Below are 22618 nucleotides of genomic sequence, written 5' to 3' on the forward strand. Positions count from 1 at the left end.
GGGTGGAAGCAGAGCAAAGGACGTCGAGACATGGTGTTCCCATCCGTCATCCGTCAGGCGTTAGCCCCGCCCGGTCAGCCGATGGCGCGGCTCTTTGTTCAGCTCGGTCAGGTGACCGGGAGCCCCTTGGTGCCGGCGTTCCTCATCGAACGGGTCAGGTCCCGGTCGGAGATCCAGAGGAAGCACTGCACGCCACGGTTGCCGTTCTTCCACTCGTCCTCGTACGGCTGGTAGTAGATCGTGCCGGCGCGAAAGTCGAGCTGCGAGTTGTCCGGAACCTTGGCGAACTTGGCGATCATCGACTGGCAGGCCCGATGGGTCCGCTTGACGGTGCGGGTGAACTCGGCGTAGCTGACCTCCGGCGCCTGCCAGACCCCGACGAACTCGGCGTGGTGCTTGGCGGTGCAGGAGACCGGCACCATCTCGTCGATGTCGTCCTTGACCAGCTTCGGGTTGAAGCAGCGGTACGCCAGCGGCGCCGCGCCGGACAGCGCACCTCGGAGGCTGCCGGTGCGTGCGCCGACGGTGGTGTCGTCGATGCTGGCGATCTCGGTGACGTCGCAGCGGTACCAGCGGGCCCCGCCCGCCCAGGCCTGCGGCGATGGCAGGACGACGGTCAGGCCGAGTCGCCCGGAACGCCAGTCGGCGCCCACCGCCTTGTTGACCTCCGTGTCGCACGCGGTCTGTGCGGCCCGCAGGCCCACCGACCCGGGCTGCGGGGGTGTGCCGGACTGGGCGCTCGGCCCGGTGAGCGTGCCGACGTGCATGGTCTCCACCAGGTGCGACTCGGTGCACGCCGTCGGGTTGTAACCGGTCAGGAAGCCGACCTGCTGGGGGGTTTGGTGGCAGACGTCGGCGGCGGGAACGAACTGCTGCGCCGCGACGGGCGCCGGCCAGTCGTCGGTGAGGTCACGGTCGATCCCGGCCGGTGCGCCGCACCCGCTCAGCACCAGGGCCAGAGCCGCACCGCCGGCGAACGCCGCCAACCACCGTCGCATTCCTGACCTCCCGCTGCGGTGGCCTCCAGCCGGACCCCGCCGGTAGGAGCGCCACGGCGCAGCAGCATACGGCACCGATGCTCAGATCGCGGGCAGTCCCTTGGGGCCGGCGCCGCGCATCGAACGGGTGAGTTTGCGGTCGTCGCTCCACAGGAAACAGCGCACCCCCCGGTCACCGTCCTCCCACTCCCGTTGCGACGGTGGGTAGTAGATGGACCCGGCCCGGTACGGCAGGTCGACGTCGTTCGGCACCGCCGCGTACGTGGCGATCAACTCCATGCAGCGTTTGTGTGCCTGCTCGGCGGAGCGGGAGAACTCCGCCCAGCTCACGTCCCGTTCCTCGTAGACGCCCACGAACTCGGCGCGGTGCGGCTCGGTGCAGAGCACCGGCTGCATGTAGTTGAGGTTGTCGCCGATCAGCTTGGGGTCGAAGCAACGGTGGGTCAGCGGGGCGTCGCCGATCAACGCGCCGCGCAGGCTGCCGGTGCGGTTCACCGGGCGGGTGTTGTCGATGCTGCCGGTCTCGCTGAGGTCGCAACGGAACCAGCGCGCCCCGCCGGACCAGGCGGGTCCCGAGGGCAGCGCGAGGGACAGGGCGAGGCGGGCCGCGTGCCAGTCGCCACCGAGCATCTCCCGGGCCCGCTGGTCGCACTCGGCGCGGGCCCTGCGCAGCGCCGACGAGCCCGGTTCGGGCCGGGTCTCGGCCAACGCGTCGGGCCCGACGAAGGTGCCGACGTGGATGGCCTCGGCCACGTGGTTGCGCGCGCAGTCCACCGTCTCGTACGTGCTGGCCTGCACGATGGCGGTGACCCGGGGCAGGCAGGTGTCGGTGGCGGGGGCGAACGGCGTCGGGTCCCGCAGCGCCGGCCAGTCGTCGGTGAGATCACCGTCCGCGCCGCGAGTCGGCGCGCAGCCGGCCAGCAGTATCGTCGTGACGCCGGCCAGCACCAGCGCTGGAAGCCACCGTCGCATCGTCCGCCCTTCCGGGAGCTGGCGGCCGGTCACCGCGCCCCGCGGCGAAACCCCGGCGGGCGTGCAGCCTACGGCACCGTCCCGCATGGAGTGTCGCCGTGTTTCCGTCGATCGGCCAGCCACTCGTGTCTGTTCGTCCGGATTCGGCGGTCCGGACCGACTAATTCTGCACCACTGGTCACTGTCGGGTCACAGCGCGTCGGAGTTGGTGCCGCCATGCGGGATGGGGGTGACCGCGTTCGTACACTGGCCCCGTGACCGTACCGCCGCCGATCGTCGCGCCGAGCATCCTGGCCGCCGATTTCGCCCGCCTCGCCGAAGAGGTCCGTGCCGTCGAGGACGCCGCGGACTGGTTGCACGTCGACGTGATGGACAACCATTTCGTACCGAACCTGACCATTGGGCTGCCCGTGGTGCAGAGTCTGCGGGCTGTCACCGCCATGCCGTTCGACGTGCACCTGATGATCGAGGATCCGCGCCGCTGGGCCCCCGGTTACGCCGACGCCGGGGCGTACAACGTCACCTTCCACGCGGAGGCGTCCGACGATCCGGTGGCGCTGGCCAAGGATCTGCGGTCGGCCGGCGCGAAGGCCGGCCTGGCCATCGACCGGGACACCCCGATCGAGCCGTACCTGGACCTGCTGCCCAGCTTCGACACCTTGCTGATCATGACGATCAAGGCCGGCTTCGGCGGGCAGCGGTTCATCCCGCAACTGCTGGACAAGGTGCGTACCGCCCGCCGGCACGTCTCGGCCGGGCACCTGGAGCTCCGCATCGAGGTGGACGGCGGGATCGCCGCCGACACCATCGAGCAGGCGTCCGCCGCCGGCGCCGACGCGTTCGTGGCGGGCACCGCCGTGTACGGCGCCGCCGACCCGGCGGAGGCGGTACGGCACCTGCGGGCACTGGCGGAACGCGCGGCTCCCGAGGCCTGAGATGGACCCCGACGGCGACCGCAAGGACATCATTCTCGTCGTCGACGACGACGAGGACATCGCTCGTTTCGTCGAGTTCAACCTGCGGCTGCACGGCTTCGAGGTGATCCACGCCAGCGACGGTCAGGAGGCCCTCGAGGTCATCGAGCGGCAGCGGCCGGACCTGGCGGTGGTCGACCTCATGATGCCCCGCATCGACGGGCTGGAGCTGACCCGGCGGCTACGCGCCGACCCGATGACCTCCGCCCTGCCGGTGATCATGCTGACGGCGAAGGGGATGACCGTCGACAAGGTGCACGGGCTCAGCGCCGGCGCCGACGACTACCTGGTCAAGCCGTTCGACACCGCCGAGTTGGTGGCCCGGGTCTCGTCGACCCTGCGCCGCAACAAGGAGTTCCGGGAGGTGTCCCCGCTGACCGGGCTGCCCGGCAACAGCCGGATCCGTCGGGAGATCAGTGACCGGGTCCGGCAGGGCGTGGACTACGCGGTCGGCTACATCGACATCGACCGGTTCAAGAGCGTCAACGACCGGTACGGCTTCGTCCGTGGCGACGACTTCATCTCCGCGCTGGCCCGCAGTTTGCACCGGGCGGTGGTGGCGGTGGGGTTGCCGCCGGCCTTCCTCGGCCACGTCGGCGGCGACGACTTCGTCATCGTCTGCGCCCCCGACCAGGTCCGGCCCCTGACGTCCCGCGCGGTGGTCGACTTCGAGAAGTCCGCCGACACGCTCTACGACGCGACCGACCGTGAGCGCGGCTTCGTCGAGTTGAAGGACCGGCGTGGCAACATCCGTCGCGCCGCCCTGGTCACGCTCTCCATCGGGGTGTCCCTCTCCGACGCCGGCAAGCGGTTCACCGACCCGCTCGAGGCGATCGCGGTGGCCTCGGAGATGAAGACGGTGGCCAAGAGCCAACCGGGTTCGTACGTGGCCGTGGACCGGCGTCGCGGCGTCACCTGAGCGTGATTCCGCTGTGAAGTAGCTCGCCTAGGTGGCGACGCGGCCGGATCGGCGTGTAAGACTTCGGGGTACCCACCACGCGCTGGCGGGACTCGGTGAAATTCCGAACCGGCGGTGATCCACGGTCCAACCGTGGTCAGCCCGCGACCCGGACGGCTCTGCTGTCCGGTGGACCTGGTGAAAATCCGGGGCCGACGGTTGGGAGCGGTTCGTCCGCCCCCAGACAGTCCGGATGGGAGACAGCGCGCGGGACGGACGGGTCCGAGCCGGCCGCTGGCTTCAGCGTGCCGTGCCGACCCCTCCGGGGCGGCTGTGCCGTTCCCGGAATCCGCCACCGCCTGCCCGTGGCCCCATGGCCGCAGCCTCCCTGACCGCCCGCGCGCGGACCGGCGAGTGAGAGGGCAGGGCAGGGCGATGGTCAGCGTCTCCGTCGATGAGGCGATGCGGCGTGCGATCGAACTGGCGGCACGGGGGCTCGGCACCACCAGTCCCAACCCGGTCGTCGGTTGCGTGCTGCTCGACGAGGACGGCCAGGTCGTGGGTGAGGGTTTCCACGCGTACGCCGGCGGACCGCACGCCGAGATCGTCGCCCTGGCGCAGGCCGGGCGACGCGCCAAGGGCGGCACCGCGGTCGTCACTCTGGAGCCCTGCGACCACACCGGTCGCACGGGCCCCTGCAGTTCCGCGCTCGTCCAGGCCGGGGTGGGTCGGGTGGTCATCGCCGTGCCCGACCCCAACCCGGTCGCGTCCGGCGGCGCCGCCACCCTGCGCGCCGCCGGGGTCCGGGTCGACCTGGGGGTACGCGGCGAGGAGGCCGAGGCCGGCAACGTCGCGTGGCTGACCTCGATGCGCCGGGGCTGGCCGTACGTGATCTGGAAGTACGCCGCCACGCTCGACGGGCGCTCCGCCGCGGACGACGGCACCAGCATGTGGATCACCTCGGAGGCTGCCCGGATCGACGTGCACGCACTGCGCGGCACGGTCGACGCGGTGCTCGCCGGGGTGGGCACCGTGCTCGCCGACGACCCCCGGCTGACCGCCCGTAACCTGCGCGACGGCAGCCTGGCGATCCGGCAGCCGCTGCGGGTGGTGGTGGACAGCTCGGGGCGTACCCCGGCTGATGCCCGGGTCCGCGACGGCGCCGCGCGCACCTGGATCGCGACCGCCGACGAGGTCGGCGCCGGCCCGGACGGCCGGGTCGACCTGCCGGCGCTGCTCGCGGCGCTGCACCAGCGCGGGGTCCGCGCGGTGCTGCTGGAGGGCGGCCCCCGACTGGCCGGCGCGTTCCTGGCCGCCGGCCTGGTCGACAAGATCGTCGGGTACGTCGCGCCGCGGTTGCTCGGCGCCGGCCCGACCGCCCTGGTCGACGCCGGAGTGACCACCATCGCCGAGGCCATCGATCTGGAGTTCGTCGACGTTACGCAGATCGGTCCGGATCTTCGGATCACCGCTTTGCCCCGAAAAAGGGAGGGCTGACATGTTCACCGGCATTATCGAGGAGTTGGGCGAGATCGTCCGGGTGACGCCGACAGCGGGCGATTCGGCGCTGGTCGCCGTACGCGGTCCGCTTGTCACGTCCGACGCCCGGCACGGCGACTCCATCGCGGTCAACGGCGTCTGCCTGACCGTCGTGGAGGTGGCCGACGGGACCTTCACCGCCGACGTGATGGGGGAGACGCTGCGCCGCTCCGCGCTGGGCGCGCTGCGCCCCGGCGACCCGGTCAACCTGGAGCGGGCCGCCGCCCTCGGCAGCCGGCTCGGCGGGCACCTGGTGCAGGGCCACGTGGACGGGGTCGGTGAACTGATCTCCCGAGAGCCGGCCGAGCAGTGGGAGACCGTCCGGTTCCGGCTGCCGACCGCCCTGTCCCGGTACGTGGTGGAGAAGGGCTCCATCACCATCGACGGCGTCTCGCTGACCGTGGCCGAGGTGGGCGCGGACCAGTTCGCCGTCGGGTTGATCCCGACCACGCTCAAGCTGACCACGCTCGGTGCGAAGGCCGCCGGCGACCCGGTCAACCTGGAGGTCGACGTGTTGGCCAAGTACGTCGAGCGGCTGCTCGGCAGCCGGGCCACCGACGCGCACCCGCTGGCATCGAGCACGGGCGAGGTGGCCTGATGGGTCCGCTCAGTTGGCTGCTCGACGCCCAGGTGCAGGTGGCCGGTTCGCCGGTGCTGGTCCGGGAGATCGTCGGCAACGGGTTCGGGCTGGTCTCCGCGCTGCTCGGGCTGCGCCGGCTGGTCTGGGCGTGGCCGGTCGGGATGATCGGTAACGCGCTGCTGCTCACCGTGTTCCTCGGCGGGGTGTTCGCCACCCCACAGGAGCACGACCTGTACGGCCAGGCCGGCCGGCAGGTCTTCTTCTTCACGGTCAGCGTCTACGGCTGGTGGCGCTGGCGGCGAAACCGTCGCGCCGACGCCACGCAGGCGGCGGTCGTCCCGCGCTGGGCCACCGGGCGGGAACGTCTGGTGCTGCTGCTGGCCGCCGTGGTCGGCACCGCCGCCGCGTACCCGGTGCTCAAGGCGCTGGGCTCGTGGGGTCCGCTGCCCGACGCCTGGATCCTCACCGGCAGCCTGCTGGCCACGTACGGGATGGCCCGCGGCTGGGTGGAGTTCTGGCTGCTCTGGATCGCGGTCGACGCGGTCGGTGTGCCGCTGCTGCTGCGCGGCGGGTTCTACCCGTCGGCGGTCATGTACCTGATCTACGGCGGCATCTGCGCCTGGGGCTTCGCCGCCTGGTGGCGCACCTCGCGGGCCACCCGGCCGGCACCCGTCCGTCCCATTTACACGGAGGCCGTCGCATGAGCGAGCGCAGCGAGCGAACCAGCTTCGGGGATATCGAGCAGGCGATCGCGGACATCGCGGCCGGTCGGCCGGTCGTCGTGGTCGACGACGCGGACCGGGAGAACGAGGGCGATCTGATCTTCGCGGCCGAGCTGGCGACGCCGGAGCTGATGGCGTTCATGGTGCGCTACACCTCCGGGTACGTCTGCGTGGCGTTGACCGAGAGCGAGGCCGACCGGCTCGACCTGCCGCCGATGCACCACACCAACCAGGATCGGCGCGGCACCGCGTACACGGTGACCGTGGACGCCCGGGAGGGGATCAGCACCGGCATCTCGGCGGCCGACCGCGCGCACACCAGCCGGCTGCTCGCCGCCGCCACCACCGACCCGACCGACCTGGCCCGGCCCGGGCACGTCGTGCCGCTGCGCGCCCGCGAGGGCGGGGTGCTGCGCCGGCCGGGGCACACCGAGGCGGGGATCGACCTGACCCGGCTGGCCGGGCTGCGTCCGGCCGGCGTGCTCTGCGAGCTGATCAACGACGACGGCACCATGATGCGGGTGCCGGACCTGGAGAAGTTCTGCGCCGAGCACGGCCTCACGCTGATCACCATCGCCGACCTGATCGCCTACCGGCGGCGTACCGAGAAGCAGGTCGAGCTGGTCGCGGACGCCCGGATGCCGACGCGGCACGGGGTGTTCCGGGCGCTGGGCTACCGCGCCGAGCACGATCCCGCCGAACACATCGCGATGGTGCTGGGCGACCTCGGTGACGGCCAGGACGTGCTGGTCCGAGTGCACTCGGAGTGCCTGACCGGGGACGTCTTCGGGTCGCTGCGCTGCGACTGCGGACCGCAGTTGGACGCCGCGCTGGCCCGGGTCGCGCGGGAGGGCCGGGGCGTCGTGCTCTACGTACGCGGACACGAGGGGCGCGGCATCGGGCTGCTGCACAAGCTGCAGGCGTACCAGTTGCAGGACCTGGGCCGCGACACCGTCGACGCCAACCTCGACCTGGGTCTGCCGGCCGACGCGCGGGACTACGGCACCGGCGCGCAGATCCTCTACGACCTGGGCGTGCGCTCGATGCGCCTGTTGACCAACAACCCGGCCAAGCGGGCCGGGCTGGAGGGGTACGGGTTGACCATCACCGGCCGGGAGGGGTTGCCGGCCGGCGCGCACCCGGAGAACCTGCGCTACCTGCGCACCAAGCGGGACCGGATGGGTCACCTGCTGGACGAGTTGGACGAGGTGTCCGAGGCGCCGCTGGGGCGTCCGGTCGCCAACGACGAGATCGGAGCATGACGATGGCGGGTTTCGGTGAGCCGGGAGTCGACGCGGTGGACGCCGCAGGGCTGACCGTCGGGGTCGTCGCCGCCCGGTGGCACGGCGAGCTGACCGACCACATGCTGGAGCGTGCGGTGGCTGCCGCCGAGGCGTGCGGGGCTCGTGCCGTCGTCGCCCGGGTCGCCGGCTCGGTCGAGCTGCCGGTGGTCGCCCAGGCCCTCGCGCGGCGCTGCGACGTGGTGGTCGCTCTCGGCGTGGTGGTCCGCGGCAGCACCGCCCACTTCGACTACGTCTGCCGTTCGGTCACCGACGGGCTGACCCGGGTGGCGTTGGACGAGGGCAAGCCGGTGGCGCACGGGGTGCTCACCGTGGAGAACATCGAGCAGGCCCGGGACCGGGCCGGTCTGCCCGGCTCGGCGGAGGACAAGGGTTGGGCGGCCACCGTGGCGGCGCTCGACGCGGCGCTGGCCGTTCGGACCGTCGCGGCGGGCAACGCCCAGCGGGTCGGCTTCGGCGGCTGACCCGTCCTTGACGGCGGCCGGCTTCGGTGTGCGGCGGCTTCGGTGCGCGGCGGGCCGGCTTCAGAGGCGGCCGGCCTGGATGATGCGGTGCAGGAACTGTTGGGTGCGGGGTTGGGTCGGCTCGCGGAGCACCTGCTCCGGTGGGCCGCTCTCGATGACCCGCCCCGCGTCGAGGAAGCAGACCTCGTCGGCGACCTCGCGGGCGAAGCCCATCTCGTGGGTGGCCAGCACCATGGTCATGCCGTCGGCCTTGAGGTCCCGGATCATCGCCAGCACCTCACCGACGAGTTCCGGGTCCAGCGCCGAGGTGACCTCGTCGAGCAGCATCAGTCGAGGTGAGTTCGCCAGCGCCCGGACGATCGCCACCCGCTGCTGCTGACCGCCGGAGAGCCGGTCCGGGTAGGCGTCCGCCTTGGCGCCGAGCCCGACCCGGTCGAGCAGCTCCCGCGCCTGCGCCTCCGCCTCCACCCGGGCCCGCCGGTGTACGCGGCGCGGCGCGAGGGTGATGTTCTCCAACACGCTCAGGTGCGGGAAGAGGTTGTACGCCTGAAACACCATGCCGATCCGACGGCGGACCCGGTCCGGGTCCACGCGCGGATCGGAGATGTCCTCCCCGTCCAGCTCGATGGTGCCGTCGTCGAGTTCCTCCAGCAGGTTCACACACCGCAGCAGGGTCGACTTGCCGGACCCGGAGGCGCCGATCAGGGCCACCACCCGGTGCTCGGCGACGGTCAGATCGAGTTGGTCGAGCACGACGTGGCCGGCGAACTCCTTGCGCAGGCCCCGACAGTGCAGCAGTGCCATGGTCAGCCTCCCGACTGTCGGCGGGCGGCGCGCAGCGTCACCCAGTCGGTGACCGCGATCAGCGGGATCGCGAGCAGCACGAAGAGCACCCCCGCCACGACGTACGGCGTGTAGTTGAACGTCTGGGCGGTGGCGATCTGGGCGGCGCGGACCGCGTCGATCGGCCCCGCGAGGGAGACCAGCCCGACGTCCTTCTGCAACGCCACCACGTCGTTGAGCAGAGGTGGTGCCACCCGGCGGACGGCCTGCGGCAGGACGACGTGCCGCATCGTCTGCCGGTACGTCAGGCCCAACGAGCGGGCCGCCGCGAGCTGGCTGGGATGCACCGACTCGATGCCGGCCCGGAACACCTCGGCGAGGTAGCCGCCGTAGGTGAGGATCAACGCGATCCCACCGAGCACCAGCACCGGCGGCATGCCCTGCAGGCGTAGTCCCGGCACGCCGAGGGTGAGCAGGTAGAGCACGATGATCAGCGGCAGGCCGCGGAAGGTGTACGTGTAGCCGGTGGCCAGCGCCCGGACCGGGAAGAAGATCGGGCCGCGCAGCGTCCGCAGCACGGCGATCACCAGCCCGAGCACCAGCGCGCCGGCCGCACAGCAGACCAGCAGTCGTACGTTCAGCCAGAGCCCGCTCAACACCGCCGGCAGCGCGTCCCGGGCGATCGCCGGATCCAGGAACGACTGCCGGACCCGGTCCCAGCCGGGCGCACCGGTCACCGCGATGACCAACAGCGTGCCGAGCGCCGCCGTCGAGGAGGCCGCGACCAGCACGCTGTAGACGGTCTGCCGACGCCGGTACGCCGAACGCCGCACCTGCGCCTCGGAGGGGACGTGCTCCAGGAGCGTCACCGCAGCTCGGCCGCCCCCGCCACCTGCGCGAGCCACTTCTGCTCCAACTGCTTCAGCGTGCCCGCCTCGGTGAGCTGACCGACCGCCCCGGTCACACAGGAGGTCAGCGGCGAATTCTTGTCCAGCAGCAACCCGAACGCCTCGGGAGTGCCGACCTGCGGCACCTGCCCGACGATTGTCGCATCGGTGATCTCCGCCCCGGTGATGTAGAAAGCCGTCGGCAGGTCCACCACCAGGCCGTCGATCTGCCCGTTCTGCAGGGCCTTCTTGGCGTCGTCATTGCTGTTGTAGACCTGCGGCTTCGCGGCCGGCTTGAGCACCTCGGTGATCGCCTGGTAGCTGGTCGTGCCGACCTGGGCGCCGAGCCGGGCGTCGCGGAAGTCGGCCAACGACTTCTTTCCGGCGATCTTCGAGGACTTCAAGGCGATGACGGTCTGCCGGACCAGGTAGTACGGCGCGGAGAAGTCGACCGCCTGCTTACGTTCCTCGGTGATGGAGAACTGGTTGATGTCGAAGTCGAAGTTCTTCGGCCCCGGGGCGATCGCGGTGTCGAACTTGACCCGGGTCCAGGTCACGTCGGCACGGGCGTAGCCGAGCTTCTCGGCTACCGCGTACGCGACAGCGGACTCGAAGCCCTCGCCGCTGTCCGGCTTGTCCTTGGAGAACCACGGCTCGTACGCGGGCTGGTCGGTGGCGATGGTGAGCTTGCCCGGCGTACGGGTGGGCAGGCTGTCCTTGGCGCAGGACGGCGACGCGATGACAGTGGGCATAGGTTTCTCGACCTGTGGCGCGCACCCGGCGGTGGCTACGACGACGGCACCGGCGAGGGTGAGCGTGAAAAGACGTGAGCTGCTGGCCATGGCCGACAGCGTAGAGGTATCGACCAGTCTGCTTGGGGCTTTGTCCCACCATGTTGATAGGGAATTGTCCGCTTGCTGGATTCCGGCGGACCCGGACGCGGGGCGCCGCCCCGGCGGCTGGAAGAATCGTTCCCCGTGAAGACGTTCGAGGAGTTGTTCGCCGAGCTGCAGGCCAAGGCCGCCGCCGGCACCCCGGGCTCGGGCACCGTCGCCGCCCTGGACAAGGGCGTGCACTTCATCGGCAAGAAGGTCGTCGAGGAGGCCGCCGAGTCGTGGATGGCCGCCGAGCACGAGGGGCCGGAGCGCACCGCCGAGGAGATCTCCCAGCTGCTCTACCAGGTTCAGGTGCTGATGCTCGCCAGCGGTCTCGACCTCAAGGACGTCTACCGACATCTGTGAGTGCCCCCAACCCCGTTGATCGCCATCCGGATCGAAGGAGCACTCCCGTCATGCTGCGTGTCGCCATCCCCAACAAAGGCACCCTGGCCGAGCCGGCCGCCCAGATGCTGCGCGAGGCGGGCTACCGCCAGCGCACCGACCCCAAGGACCTCGTCTGCCGCGACGAGGCCAACGACGTCGAATTCTTCTACCTGCGCCCCAAGGACATCGCCACCTACGTCGGATCCGGTGACCTCGACCTCGGGATCACCGGCCGGGACCTGCTGATCGACTCGGCCGCGCCGGCCGAAGAGGTCGTCGACCTCGCCTTCGGTCAGGCCACCTTCCGCTTCGCCGGTCGCCCCGACGACATCGCCTCCGTGCAGGACCTCGGCGGGCACCGCATCGCCACCGCGTACCCGGGCCTGGTCGAGCGGCACCTCAGCGAGGCGGGCGTCAAGGCCGACGTGATCCGCCTCGACGGTGCGGTGGAGAACGCCGTACGCCTCGGCGTCGCCGACGTGATCGCGGACGTCGTGGAGACCGGCGCGACCCTGCGCCAGGCGGGCCTGGTGGTCTTCGGTGAGCCGTTGCTGCGCTCGTCGGCGGTCCTGGTCCGGCGTGCCGACGCCCCGGCCCAACCGCAGGCCGAGCAGTTGCTGCGCCGGCTGCACGGTGTGCTGGTGGCCCGCCGCTACGTGATGCTCGCCTACGACGTGCCGGCCGGTCTGCTGGACCGGGCCAGCGGGCTCACCCCGGGCATCGAGTCGCCCACCGTGTCGCCGCTGCACCGCGAGGGCTGGGTGGCGGTGCAGGCGATGGTGCTCCGCGACGACGTCCACCGCATCATGGACGAGCTGTACGAGCTGGGCGCCCGCGCCATCCTGGTCACCAACATCCACGCCTGCCGGCTCTGACCACCAATCAACCGGTACGTCCCGTAGTCGCCTCGTCGCGTTGTCGCGTCGTCGGCTCGTCGGCTCGTCGGCGTTCGAGGCGGTTGTTCGAGGTGGCCGTTCGAGGCGGTTGTTCGAGGCGGTTGTTCGAGGCGGTTGTTCGAGGTGGCCGTTCGAGGTGGCCGTTTCTTGATCGACTCCGGGTCGCCGATGTGGCGGTGTCCGCCCGCAGCGACACCCCCACATCGCCGATCTTGAGTTGATCTACCAACCGGCGGGGCCTGCGATGGGGTGACGCGCCCGACGATCGCGCTCGCAGCGGGAAGATCGTGCTCGTTCCTGGATGTAGTGGCCTCACGCGCGGCGGACACCACTACATCCAGGATCGAGCGCGATCTTGCAGGGTCGGACCCCGTGCGCCCCGAGCGCCCTACGCGCTGTGTGCCCGGCCTCGCCCCGTGCGCTGTGTGCCCGGCCTCGCCCCGCGCGCTGTGTGCCCGGCCTCGCCCCGCGCGCTGTGTGCCCGGCCTCGCCCCGCGCGGGTTTCGTCCCGTCCCGGCGCGGCTGCAGTGGGGCCGAGGGGCGCGTTGGTGCGACGGGTCAGGTCGTGTCGGATGGGTGGTGGCTCGGCGGGTGGTGCGTTCGACGGGCGGGTGGGGGTGGCAGACTGGTGGGGTGAGTGAAACCGAGCTGATCCGCCTGAAGCCCCGCCGTATCCGGCTGGTCTGCTGGTCTGCGGCGATCGCGCTGGTAGTGGTGTTCGGCTTGGTCGCGACCTCGTTGAGTGGGCCGACCGGCGACGGTTACGGCAGCTTCCAGCGCGGTGATCAGCTCGCCATGATCGGCTTGGGCATCTTCGGTGCCCTGGGTTTCCTGCTGTTCACCCGGCCGCGGGTCGAGGCTGACACGCGCGGCGTCCGGGTGCGTAACGTCATCAGCTCGTACGAGCTGCCGTGGGAGGTCGTCCGGGCTGTCCGCTTCGACCGGAGCGCGCCCTGGGCAAGCCTGGAGTTGCACGATGACGACCTGCTGCCGATGATCGCCCTGCAGGCCGCCGACAAGGAGTTGGCCGTCGAGGGGGTCCGCGCGCTGCGCCGACTGCACGAGGCACACCAGGCCCGCCTCGCCGAGCGCGCCAGCGGCCGCTAAGCCGAGCTACCCCACCTTGCCCCGGTCGAGCGGCCGGGCGCGACCACCGCACCTCCCAGCGGTCCAAGATCCGAGCAACATCACCGAAACTGCTGCTTCGGCCCGCCCGGAGGCAGCACTTTCGGTGTAACTGCGCGGATCTTGATTCGCTGTCGTCCGTCACGCCGTTGTCCGTCACCGCCCGCAAGCCCGCCACGGCGCCGCCCGCCGCCCCAGCGGCAACCGCGGCGGCAGGCTCCGCGCTCGCGGCAGCGGCAACCGCGGCGGCAGGCTCCCGCGCTCGCGGCAGCGGCAACTGCGGCGGCAGGCTCCCGCGCTCGCGGCAGCGGCAACCGCGGCGGCAGGCTCCCGCGCTCGCGGCAGCGGCAACCGCGGCGGCAGACCCCGCACTCGCGGCAACGGCAACCACGGCGGCAGACCCCGCACTCGCGGCAACGGCAACCACGGCGGGTGACTGGACCCAGCGTGGCGCGGGTGGTCTGGTGTGCCCGGTTTGGGGGTGGCCGGGGCGCGGGTGTAGTGTTGTCGAGTCGACCAGGCTGTCTCCGCGTGCGAGCAGGCAGCCTTTGAAAGTGGAGCGCCTGCTCCCACCCGAGTCGCCTCTTCGGTGGCCGGGTCCGGTCACCGGTTCCGGGCACGTCCCGGCGTCGGATGCGCGATCCTGTGATCGTGCTGACCGGTCGAGCGGGCCCTGGCATGCGCCGGGGCCTTCTGCTTTCCAGGTCGGTTCCCACCTGGGGGCCGCGGGGGTCGGCACCTGAGCAGAAACGACTCGAGGAGGCCCCATCAGCGTCGAACCACGCGTGAACGAGCAGATCCGGGCACGTGAGGTCCGACTGGTCGGCCCCGAGGGTGAGCAGGTGGGCATCGTCCCGCTGGAGCGCGCCCTTCAGCTGGCCGCGGACGTCGATCTGGACCTGGTCGAGGTTGCGCCGATGGCGCGCCCGCCGGTGTGCAAGCTCATGGACTTCGGCAAGTTCAAGTATGAGAGCGCACTGAAGGCGCGCGAAGCGCGGCGTAACCAGCAGCAGACCGTCATCAAGGAAATGAAGCTTCGGCCGAAGATCGACCCGCACGACTACGAGACCAAGAAGGGTCACGTGGTGCGGTTCCTCAAGGCGGGCGACAAGGTCAAGGTGACGATCATGTTCCGCGGTCGCGAGCAGAGTCGCCCGGAGCTGGGTTACCGGCTTCTGCGCCGGCTCGAATCCGAGATCACGGACTTGGGATACGTCGAGGCCGCCCCCAAGCAGGACGGCCGAAACATGATCATGGTTCTCGCCCCGCATCGGGCCGTGAAGGCCTCCGCGGTCGCCGCTACGGCGTCCCGCGGTGCACCTCGGGACCGGGCAGCGGACGAGTCCGCCGAGCCGGCAGCCGATGAGACCGCGGCGGTCGGCGAGACCGCAGCAGCCGGCAACACCGGCCTCGCCGCCGACACCAGCGGCGAGTAACAGGGGAGAAGACGTTCCACATGCCGAAGATGAAGAGCCACACGGGTATGGGCAAGCGGGTCAAGGTGACCGGCCGTGGCAAGATCGTGGCCGAGCAGGCCGGCAAGCGCCACCTGTTGGAAGGCAAGTCTTCCACCCGTACCCGCCGGTTGACCGGCACGGTCGAGGTGGCCAAGGCTGACGTCAAGCGCATCAAGAAGTTGCTCGGCCGCTGACGCGCGCCACCTTTACCTAATAAGGAGTTGAGATGGCACGCGTCAAGCGGGCTGTAAACGCCCAGAAGAAGCGTCGTACCCTGCTGGAGACCGCGAGTGGTTACCGCGGTCAGCGCTCCCGCCTGTACCGCAAGGCCAAGGAGCAGGTGCTGCACTCGATGCAGTACGCCTACCGGGACCGTCGCGACCGCAAGGGCGACTTCCGGCAGCTGTGGATCCAGCGGATCAACGCGGGCGCCCGGGCGAACGGGATGACCTACAACCGCCTGATCCAGGGCCTGCGTCTGGCCGGTATCGAGGTCGACCGCAAGATCCTGGCCGACATGGCTGTCAACGACGCCGCCTCTTTCGCGGCGATCGTCGAGCTGGCCCGGGCTGCGGTCACGGCCGAGGGCACCGGCGGCGCGGCGGCTCAGGCCGCCTGATCCCCACGCACCAGAGCGAGGCGTCTCCCGGGTCGGCACCGCCGTCCGGGGGGCGCCTCAATCGTGCCGGAGGAGCGCACACCATGGCTTTCACCCCGCGTACCCCCAGGGTTGTCGCCGCCCGCCGGTTGCAGCGCCGCCGGGACCGCGACGCCACCGGCCGTTTCCTGGCCGAGGGCCCACAGGCGGTCCGCGAGGCCCTCGCGCGGCCGGGGGTGGTCACCGAGCTTTTCGGTACGCCCACAGCCCTCGACCGGCACCCGGAGTTGGCCGCCGCGGCGGCCCACGCCGACGTGCCGGTCTCCGAGGTGACCGACGACGGCCTCGCGGCGCTGGCCGAGACCGTCGCCCCGCAGGGGCTGGTCGCGGTCTGCCGGCACCTCGACGTGTCGCTGGAGCAGGCCCTCTCGGGTGCGCCCCGGCTGGTGGCGGTCCTCGCCGAGATTCGCGACCCCGGTAACGCCGGCACGGTGCTGCGCACCGCCGACGCGGCCGGGGCCGGTGCGGTGATCTTCGCCGGTGACGCCGTCGACCCGTACAACGGCAAGTGTGTGCGGGCCTCGGCCGGCAGCCTCTTCCACGTCGACGTGGTCCGCGCGCCGGACCCGGTCACGGTGGTCGACGCGCTGCGCGCCGCCGGGCTGTCGATCTTCGCCACCACCGGGTACGGCGACAGCGACCTGGACGATATGACCGACTACGGTCGGCTCGTCGGGCCCACCGCCTGGTTGTTCGGCTCGGAGGCGCACGGGCTGCCCGAGGAGTTGACCGCCGCCGCCGACGCCCGGGTGCGGGTGCCGTTGTACGGGCGCGCGGAGAGCCTCAACCTGGCTGCCGCAGCGGCGGTCTGCCTGTACGCTTCAGCGAGAGCACAGCGCTGACGGCGACCGAGCCCGGCGCGACTGACAGCAGGGGAGAGCGTCCGCCCATGAACGCGTCACGGCGTTCGTTTAGCCAGCCCGCCGGTGTCGGCGGGCGGCGGGCCTGACCTGCTCCCTGCACAACTCCTACCGGCGGGCTGCGGCGAAGCCGCGCGTCCGTAGACTCGCCTAGCCGCCCGTGGAGGGCTGGCGCCGCCGTGAGGGAGTGCCCGTACGCCATGAGCTACCGCAACGATCCGTACGACCCGAAGCAGGTCGCCCTGCTCGACCCCGCCGCCCTGGACGAGGCTGTCGCGGACGCCACGAAGGCGTTCACGGAGGCCACCGACCCGGACGCGCTGACCGCGCTGCGCTCGGTGCACCTTGGTGACCGTTCGCCGGTGTCGCTGGCCCGCCGGGAGATCGGCGCGTTGCCGCCGGCCGCCAAGTCCGACGCCGGCAAGCGGGTCAACGAGGCCCGCCGGGCGATCGAGACCGCGTACGCCGACCGCGCCGAGGTGCTGGAGCGCGAGCAGGCCGAGCGGGTGCTGGTCGAGGAGCGGGTGGACGTCACCCTGCCCTACGACCGGCGTCCGCGGGGTGCCCGGCACCCGTTGAGCACCCTGATGGAGTCGATCAGTGATCTCTTCGTCGGGATGGGCTACGAGGTGGCCGAGGGGCCCGAGGTCGACCTGGAGTGGGTCAACTTCGACGCGCTGAACATTCCCGCCGACCACCCGGCGCGGGGGTTGATGGACACCTTCCACATCGCACCGGAGGGTTCCGGCCTGGTGCTGCGCACGCACACCTCCACGGTGCAGACCCGCACGATGCTCAGTCGTAAGCCGCCGATCTACGTGATCGTGCCTGGCCGCGTCTACCGCACCGACGAGATCGACGCCACCCACAGCCCGGTGTTCCACCAGGCCGAGGGCCTGGTGGTCGACAAGGGCATCACGATGGCGCACCTGCGGGGCACGCTCGACCACTTCGCCCGGGCGATGTTCGGCCCGGAGGCGAAGACCCGGTGGCGGCCGCACTACTTCCCGTTCACCGAGCCGTCGGCGGAGTTCGACGTGTGGTTCCCGGAGCACCGCGACGGCCCGCAGTGGGTCGAGTGGGGCGGCTGCGGGATGGTCAACCCGCGGGTGCTGCGCGCCTGCGGCGTCGACCCGGAGGTCTACTCCGGCTTCGCGTTCGGGATGGGCATCGACCGGACCCTGATGGTCCGGCACGGGGTCAGCGACATCCGCCATCTCTTCGAGGGCGACGTGCGGTTCAGCCGCGCGCTCGGGACCGGGGCATAGGCGATGCGGGTACGAGACACGGGAACGGTGGTCTGAAGTCATGCGAGTTTCTGTCAGTTGGCTGCGGGAGTACGTCGACCTCCCCGCCGACCTGCCCGTCGGTGACCTGGAGCAGGCGCTGGTCGACCTCGGTATCGAGGTCGAGTCCGCCGTGGACCTCGCCGAGACCGTCACCGGCCGACTCGTCGTCGGTGAGGTGCGCGAGATCGAGGAGCTGACCGGCTTCAAGAAGCCGATCCGGTTCTGCCGGGTCGACGTGGGTGACGCGAACGGCACCGGCGAGCCGCAGGAGATCGTCTGCGGGGCCCGGAACTTCGCCGTGGGTGACCGGGTGGTGGTGATCCTGCCCGGCGGTGTGCTGCCCGGGGGCTTCGCGATCGGGGCCCGTAAGACGTACGGGCACAACTCCGCGGGCATGATCTGCTCGGCGAAGGAGTTGGGTCTGGGCGACGACCACTCCGGCATCATCGTGCTGGGGCCGGACGTGACGGCCAAGCCGGGCGACGACGCGCGGCCGGTGGTCGGCCTCGACGACGTCGTGCTCGATCTGGAGATCACCCCCGACCGGGGGTACGCGCTGAGCCTGCGCGGCCTGGCCCGGGAGCTGTCGCACGCGTTCGAGGTGCCGCTGCGCGACCCGGCCCTGGTGCCCGCACCGAGTGGCACCGAGGCGCCGGCGTACCCGGTCGAGGTCCGCGACACGGTCGGCTGCGACCGGTTCACCGCCCGCCTGGTCCGCGGCGTCGACCCGAACGCGCCCACGCCCGCGTGGATGCAGCAGCGGCTCGTCACCGCCGGTATCCGCAGCATCTCGCTGCCGGTCGACATCACCAACTACGTGATGCTGGAGCTGGGCCAGCCGATGCACGCCTTCGACGCCGACCGGATCGCCGGGACGCTGGTGGTCCGTCGCGCCGAGGCGGGGGAGAAGCTGACCACTCTCGACGGCGTCAACCGGGTGCTCACCGCCGACGACATGGTCATCTGCGACGCTGGGCTGCCCAACGCCCTCGCAGGCGAGGGCGCCGGCGTCCCGATCTCGCTCGCGGCGGTGATGGGCGGCGAGACCAGCGAGGTCGTCGCCGACACCACAAATGTGCTCTTCGAGGCGGCGCACTGGGACCCGGCGATGGTCGGGCGCACCGCCCGCCGGCACAAGCTGTTCAGCGAGGCCGCGAAGCGCTGGGAGCGGGGCGTCGACCCGGCCGTCGCGCTCGTCGCGTTGGAACGTGCCGTGCGGCTGCTCACCGAGCACGGCGGTGGCTCCGCGAGCGCGGAGATCCTGGACATCGACCACGTCCGACCGCGTAGCCCGATCATCCTGCCGGTGGACCTGCCGACCCGGCGGATCGGGGTCGAGTACCCGCCGGCGCGGGTGGTCGCCCTCCTGGAGCAGGTCGGCTGCACGGTCGCGCAGGGCGCGGACCGGTTGTCCGAGGACCTGGGCACCGTCGGCGCCGGGGCGACGCTGAGCGTCACCCCGCCGACCTGGCGGCCCGACCTGACCGACCCGGCCGACCTGGTCGAGGAGGTGGTCCGCCTCGACGGGTACGACCGGGTGCCGTCGGTGTTGCCGACCGCGCCCCCGGGCCGCGGTCTGACCCCGCGGCAGCGTCGGCGCCGGGCGGTCGCCGGGTCGCTGGCGGAGCGGGGGTACGTGGAGGTGCTCGCGCACCCGTTCGTGTCGCCGGGGTTGGCCGACCTGCTCGGCCTGCCGGCCGACGACCCGCGCCGACCGGCGGTGCGGCTGGCCAACCCGTTGTCCGAGGAGGAGCCGCTGCTGCGCACCACGCTGCTCGGCCCGCTGCTCGGCATCCTCAAGCGCAACCTCGGCCGGGGTCACCGCGACCTCGCCCTCTACGAGATCGGGGCGGTCTTCCACCCGCGCGTCGGTGCCGGCAGCCCGCCGGCGATGGGCGTGGACCGGCGCCCCACCGACGTGGAGTTCGCGGCCGCCGACGCGGTGGTGCCGGCGCAGCCGGTGCACGTCGCGGCGGTGCTGTCCGGCGACCTCGACCCGGCCGGGTGGTGGGGTGCGGGCCGACCGGCCGGCTGGGCGGACGCCATCGAGGCGGCCCGTGACGTGCTGGACGCCGCCGGTGTCCTGGGCGACCGGGTGGAGGTGCGGGCGGCCGAGTACGCGCCGTGGCACCCGGGCCGCTGTGCCGAACTGCTGGTCGACGGTTCGGTCGTCGGGCACGCCGGTGAGCTGCACCCGCTGGTCGTCGCGGCGTTGGAGCTGCCGCGGCGTACCTGCGCGATGGAGCTGGACCTGGACGCGCTGCCCGCGGCCGGGGTGACGCCTGCCCCGGCGGTCTCCGGTTTCCCGCCGGCGCTGATCGACGTGGCCCTGGTGGTGGACGACTCGGTGCCGGCGGAGCAGGTGCGCCGGGCGCTGGAGGCGGGCGCCGGTGAGCTGCTGGAGGACGTGCGGCTGTTCGACGTGTATTCCGGCGCGCAGCTCGGCGCCAGCCGCCGGTCGCTGGCGTACAAGCTGACCTTCCGTGCACCGGACCGGACGCTCACCGTCGAGGAGGCGGTCGCGGCAAGGGACGCGGCGGTCGCCGTTGCGGCGGAACGTCTCGGCGCAACCCTGCGCGGCGCCTAAACCCCACCCCACCCCCGCGATCTTGCAGTTTGTGTTGCCGATGTGCGTTTTTTGTCGGCTATGCGAGGACAGTAAGTGCAAGATCGCGGGGGGCGGGGGCGGCCCGCTCATCACCATGCAGCGCACTGTATGAACTTGCAGTGATCCGTTCACCACTGCTAACCTTCGCTGCATAGTCATGCGGAGGTGGGTATGGGGATTCGAGTCGCGGTCGCCGGTGCGAGCGGCTACGCCGGGGGCGAGCTGCTGCGACTGATCGCCGGGCACCCGGAGTTCGATCTGGTCGCGGCCACCGCGCACAGTCAGGCCGGACACCGTGTCGACGTGGTGCACCCGCAGCTCACCGGGCTCGACCTGGTGCTCGGCGTGACCGACCCGGCGACCCTGGCCGACGCGGACCTGGTCTTCCTGGCCCTGCCGCACGGTGAGTCGGCGGCCCTCGCGGCCCAGCTCCCGACCGAGGTGCGGATCGTCGACCTGGGCGCCGACCACCGGCTGGCCGACCCGTACGCCTGGGCGCAGTACTACGGCGGCACGCACGCCGGGCAGTGGACCTACGGCCTGCCCGAGCTGCCCGGCCAGCGGGAGCTGATCGCCGGCTCCACCCGGGTGGCGAACACCGGCTGCTACGCCGCCGCGATCACGCTGGCCCTCGCGCCGCTGATCGCCGACGGCGCGGCCAGCCCCGCCGACGTGGTGGTGGTCGCCGCCTCCGGCACCTCCGGCGCTGGGCGGGCGGCGAAGCCGCACCTGCTGGCCAGTGAGGTGCAGGGGGACCTGTCGCCGTACCGGGTGGGCACCCACCAGCACGTACCGGAGATCAAGCAGGCCAGCGGCGCGACCGGGCTGTCGCTCACCCCGGTCCTGGCGCCGATGCCGCGTGGCATCCTGGCCACGGTCACGGCGGTGCCGGCACGCGGCGTCGACCCGCAGCAGGTGCTGACACAGGCGTACGCGGACGCGCCGTTCGTGCACGTGCTGCCGGAGGGTCGCTGGCCGCACACGGCGGCGACCCTGGGCTCGAACTCCTGTCACCTGCAGGCCACCGTCGACATCGACTCGGGCCGTCTGATCGTGCTCAGCGCGCTGGACAACCTGGGTAAGGGCGCAGCCGGTCAGGCCGTCCAGAACGCCAATCTGATGCTGGGCCTGCCGGAGACGACGGGCCTGTCGATCTGGGGAGTTGCGCCGTGAGTGTCACCACCCCACGGGGTTTCCGGGCGGCCGGAGTGGCCGCCGGTCTCAAGGCCAGCGGTGGCGCGGACGTCGCCGTGGTGGTCAACGACGGTCCGGACGCCGGTGTCGCCGGTGTCTTCACCACCAACCGGGTCAAGGCGGCTCCGGTGCGTTGGAGCCAGCAGGTCGTGCAGGGTGGTGTGGTCCGCGCGGTGGTGCTCAACTCCGGTGGCGCCAACGCCTGCACCGGGCCGGGCGGTTTCCAGGACACACACGCGACCGCCGAGCACACCGCCGCCACGCTGACCTCGGTCAGTCCACGGTTGATCCTCGGCGCCGGTGAGGTCGCGGTCTGCTCCACCGGGCTGATCGGTGAGCGGTTGCCGATGCCGAAGCTGCTGCCGGGCGTCCGCTCGGCGATCAAGAAGCTGTCCCGGGACGGTGGTCCCGCGGCCGCCGAGGCGATCATGACCACGGACACCCGCCCGAAGACCACGGTGGCCCGGGGCAGCGGCTGGACGGTCGGCGGCATGGCCAAGGGCGCTGGGATGCTCGCGCCGGGCATGGCCACCATGCTCTGCGTGCTGACCACCGACGCGGTGGCCGGGCCGGCGACGCTGGACGAGGCGCTGCGCGCGGCCACCCGGGTCACCTTCGACCGGGTCGACTCCGACGGCTGCATGTCCACGAACGACACCGTGTTGCTGCTGGCCAGCGGTGCGAGCGGCATCGAGCCGACTCCGACCGAACTGGCCGCTGCGGTCACCGCGGCGTGTCACGACCTGGCCCAGCAGTTGGTGGCCGACGCCGAGGGCGCCACCAAGCAGGTCGCCATCGACGTGGTCGGCGCCGCCGACGAGGACGACGCGGTCGAGGTGGGCCGCACGGTGGCCCGCAACAACCTGGTGAAGACCGCGCTGTTCGGCAACGACCCGAACTGGGGCCGGATCCTCGCGGCCGTCGGCACCACCGCCGCCGCGTTCGAGCCCGACGAGGTGGACGTGGCGGTCAACGGGGTGTGGGTGTGCCGGGGCGGCGCGGCCGCCGAGGACCGCTCGAAGGTCGACCTGACCGGGCGGGACGTGACCATCCGGATCGACCTGCACGCTGGCACGTCCGCGGCGACGATCTGGACCAACGACCTGTCCCACGCGTACGTGCACGAGAACTCGGCGTATTCCACATGAGCG

The 22618-nt window shown here is 71.7% G+C and carries 23 protein-coding genes and 1 riboswitch; of the genes, 18 read left to right on the plus strand and 5 right to left on the minus strand.

Annotated features, from left to right (window positions below; translation table 11 throughout):
- Window positions 1-107: 107 nt before the first annotated feature.
- On the minus strand, window positions 108-998 hold the full coding sequence (locus C7C45_RS24545) for a septum formation family protein (RefSeq protein ID WP_110566067.1): 891 nt from the start codon (window positions 996-998) through the stop codon (window positions 108-110).
- Between the two features lie 81 nt (window positions 999-1079).
- Complete coding sequence (locus C7C45_RS24550; protein WP_110566068.1) at window positions 1080-1970, minus strand: septum formation family protein; 891 nt, start codon at window positions 1968-1970, stop codon at window positions 1080-1082.
- Window positions 1971-2224: 254 nt separating this feature from the next.
- Between C7C45_RS24550 and rpe the strand changes: the two genes are divergently transcribed.
- The 7 genes from rpe to ribH all read left to right on the plus strand — a co-directional run bounded on the left by rpe (window position 2225) and on the right by ribH (window position 8448).
- The gene (gene rpe, locus C7C45_RS24555; RefSeq protein WP_110566069.1) at window positions 2225-2905 is read left to right on the plus strand and encodes a ribulose-phosphate 3-epimerase; all 681 of its coding nucleotides are present in this window, start codon (window positions 2225-2227) and stop codon (window positions 2903-2905) included.
- Between the two features lies 1 nt (window position 2906).
- Complete coding sequence (locus C7C45_RS24560; protein WP_110566070.1) at window positions 2907-3863, plus strand: response regulator; 957 nt, start codon at window positions 2907-2909, stop codon at window positions 3861-3863.
- A 77-nt stretch (window positions 3864-3940) separates the two neighbouring features.
- Window positions 3941-4111, plus strand: a riboswitch (FMN riboswitch).
- Window positions 4112-4277: 166 nt separating this feature from the next.
- On the plus strand, window positions 4278-5339 hold the full coding sequence (ribD, locus tag C7C45_RS24565) for a bifunctional diaminohydroxyphosphoribosylaminopyrimidine deaminase/5-amino-6-(5-phosphoribosylamino)uracil reductase RibD (RefSeq protein ID WP_110566071.1): 1062 nt from the start codon (window positions 4278-4280) through the stop codon (window positions 5337-5339).
- Between the two features lies 1 nt (window position 5340).
- On the plus strand, window positions 5341-5979 hold the full coding sequence (locus tag C7C45_RS24570) for a riboflavin synthase (protein ID WP_110566072.1): 639 nt from the start codon (window positions 5341-5343) through the stop codon (window positions 5977-5979).
- Window positions 5979-6665: a nicotinamide riboside transporter PnuC gene (pnuC, locus tag C7C45_RS24575; RefSeq protein WP_110566073.1), complete on the plus strand. Its 687-nt coding sequence runs from the start codon at window positions 5979-5981 to the stop codon at window positions 6663-6665. Before C7C45_RS24570 ends, pnuC begins: the two co-directional genes overlap by 1 nt.
- Window positions 6662-7945, plus strand: a complete 1284-nt coding sequence (locus C7C45_RS24580; RefSeq protein WP_110566074.1) for a bifunctional 3,4-dihydroxy-2-butanone-4-phosphate synthase/GTP cyclohydrolase II — start codon at window positions 6662-6664, stop codon at window positions 7943-7945. The genes pnuC and C7C45_RS24580 overlap by 4 nt, the downstream gene beginning before the upstream one ends.
- A 2-nt stretch (window positions 7946-7947) precedes the next feature.
- Entirely contained in the window at window positions 7948-8448 is a 501-nt protein-coding gene (gene ribH, locus C7C45_RS24585) for a 6,7-dimethyl-8-ribityllumazine synthase (RefSeq protein ID WP_110566075.1), read from the plus strand.
- Window positions 8449-8508: 60 nt separating this feature from the next.
- Here ribH and C7C45_RS24590 read toward each other — a convergent pair whose 3' ends face one another.
- Genes C7C45_RS24590 through C7C45_RS24600 form a run of 3 tightly spaced genes read right to left on the minus strand, consistent with a single transcriptional unit; the run spans window position 8509 to window position 10960 of the window.
- Complete coding sequence (locus C7C45_RS24590; protein ID WP_110566076.1) at window positions 8509-9252, minus strand: amino acid ABC transporter ATP-binding protein; 744 nt, start codon at window positions 9250-9252, stop codon at window positions 8509-8511.
- Window positions 9253-9254: 2 nt separating this feature from the next.
- Window positions 9255-10100 (minus strand): amino acid ABC transporter permease, encoded by an 846-nt coding sequence (locus tag C7C45_RS24595; protein ID WP_110566110.1) that lies wholly within the window; start codon window positions 10098-10100, stop codon window positions 9255-9257.
- Window positions 10097-10960, minus strand: coding sequence for an ABC transporter substrate-binding protein (locus C7C45_RS24600; RefSeq protein ID WP_110566077.1), 864 nt, complete (start codon window positions 10958-10960; stop codon window positions 10097-10099). Before C7C45_RS24600 ends, C7C45_RS24595 begins: the two co-directional genes overlap by 4 nt.
- Before the next feature lie 135 nt (window positions 10961-11095).
- On the opposite strand from C7C45_RS24600, the gene C7C45_RS24605 reads away from it, so the two are divergent.
- The 11 genes from C7C45_RS24605 to argJ all read left to right on the plus strand — a co-directional run bounded on the left by C7C45_RS24605 (window position 11096) and on the right by argJ (window position 22615).
- Window positions 11096-11359, plus strand: coding sequence for a phosphoribosyl-ATP diphosphatase (locus C7C45_RS24605; RefSeq protein WP_110566078.1), 264 nt, complete (start codon window positions 11096-11098; stop codon window positions 11357-11359).
- Window positions 11360-11409: 50 nt separating this feature from the next.
- Window positions 11410-12255 (plus strand): ATP phosphoribosyltransferase, encoded by an 846-nt coding sequence (gene hisG, locus C7C45_RS24610; RefSeq protein WP_110566079.1) that lies wholly within the window; start codon window positions 11410-11412, stop codon window positions 12253-12255.
- Between the two features lie 654 nt (window positions 12256-12909).
- Entirely contained in the window at window positions 12910-13383 is a 474-nt protein-coding gene (locus C7C45_RS24615) for a PH domain-containing protein (RefSeq protein WP_110566080.1), read from the plus strand.
- 803 nt (window positions 13384-14186) lie between these two features.
- Window positions 14187-14837 carry a translation initiation factor IF-3 gene (infC, locus tag C7C45_RS24620; RefSeq protein WP_110566081.1) on the plus strand — a complete coding sequence of 217 codons (651 nt, stop codon included), beginning with the start codon at window positions 14187-14189 and terminating at the stop codon, window positions 14835-14837.
- Window positions 14838-14857: 20 nt separating this feature from the next.
- Window positions 14858-15052 (plus strand): 50S ribosomal protein L35, encoded by a 195-nt coding sequence (gene rpmI, locus C7C45_RS24625; RefSeq protein ID WP_110566082.1) that lies wholly within the window; start codon window positions 14858-14860, stop codon window positions 15050-15052.
- Window positions 15053-15084: 32 nt separating this feature from the next.
- Window positions 15085-15477 (plus strand): 50S ribosomal protein L20, encoded by a 393-nt coding sequence (rplT, locus tag C7C45_RS24630; RefSeq protein ID WP_007458417.1) that lies wholly within the window; start codon window positions 15085-15087, stop codon window positions 15475-15477.
- Between the two features lie 83 nt (window positions 15478-15560).
- Entirely contained in the window at window positions 15561-16358 is a 798-nt protein-coding gene (locus tag C7C45_RS24635; protein WP_110566083.1) for a TrmH family RNA methyltransferase, read from the plus strand.
- 218 nt (window positions 16359-16576) lie between these two features.
- A complete protein-coding gene (gene pheS, locus C7C45_RS24640; RefSeq protein ID WP_110566084.1) occupies window positions 16577-17644 on the plus strand; it encodes a phenylalanine--tRNA ligase subunit alpha in 1068 nt (355 codons plus the stop codon).
- Window positions 17645-17684: 40 nt separating this feature from the next.
- Window positions 17685-20252: a phenylalanine--tRNA ligase subunit beta gene (gene pheT / locus C7C45_RS24645; protein WP_110566085.1), complete on the plus strand. Its 2568-nt coding sequence runs from the start codon at window positions 17685-17687 to the stop codon at window positions 20250-20252.
- 192 nt (window positions 20253-20444) lie between these two features.
- Window positions 20445-21446 (plus strand): N-acetyl-gamma-glutamyl-phosphate reductase, encoded by a 1002-nt coding sequence (gene argC / locus C7C45_RS24650; RefSeq protein WP_110566086.1) that lies wholly within the window; start codon window positions 20445-20447, stop codon window positions 21444-21446.
- On the plus strand, window positions 21443-22615 hold the full coding sequence (gene argJ, locus C7C45_RS24655) for a bifunctional glutamate N-acetyltransferase/amino-acid acetyltransferase ArgJ (RefSeq protein ID WP_110566087.1): 1173 nt from the start codon (window positions 21443-21445) through the stop codon (window positions 22613-22615). Before argC ends, argJ begins: the two co-directional genes overlap by 4 nt.
- Window positions 22616-22618 lie beyond the last annotated feature (3 nt).

This window comes from Micromonospora arborensis (assembly GCF_003205615.1).
Lineage (GTDB): Bacteria > Actinomycetota > Actinomycetes > Mycobacteriales > Micromonosporaceae > Micromonospora > Micromonospora arborensis.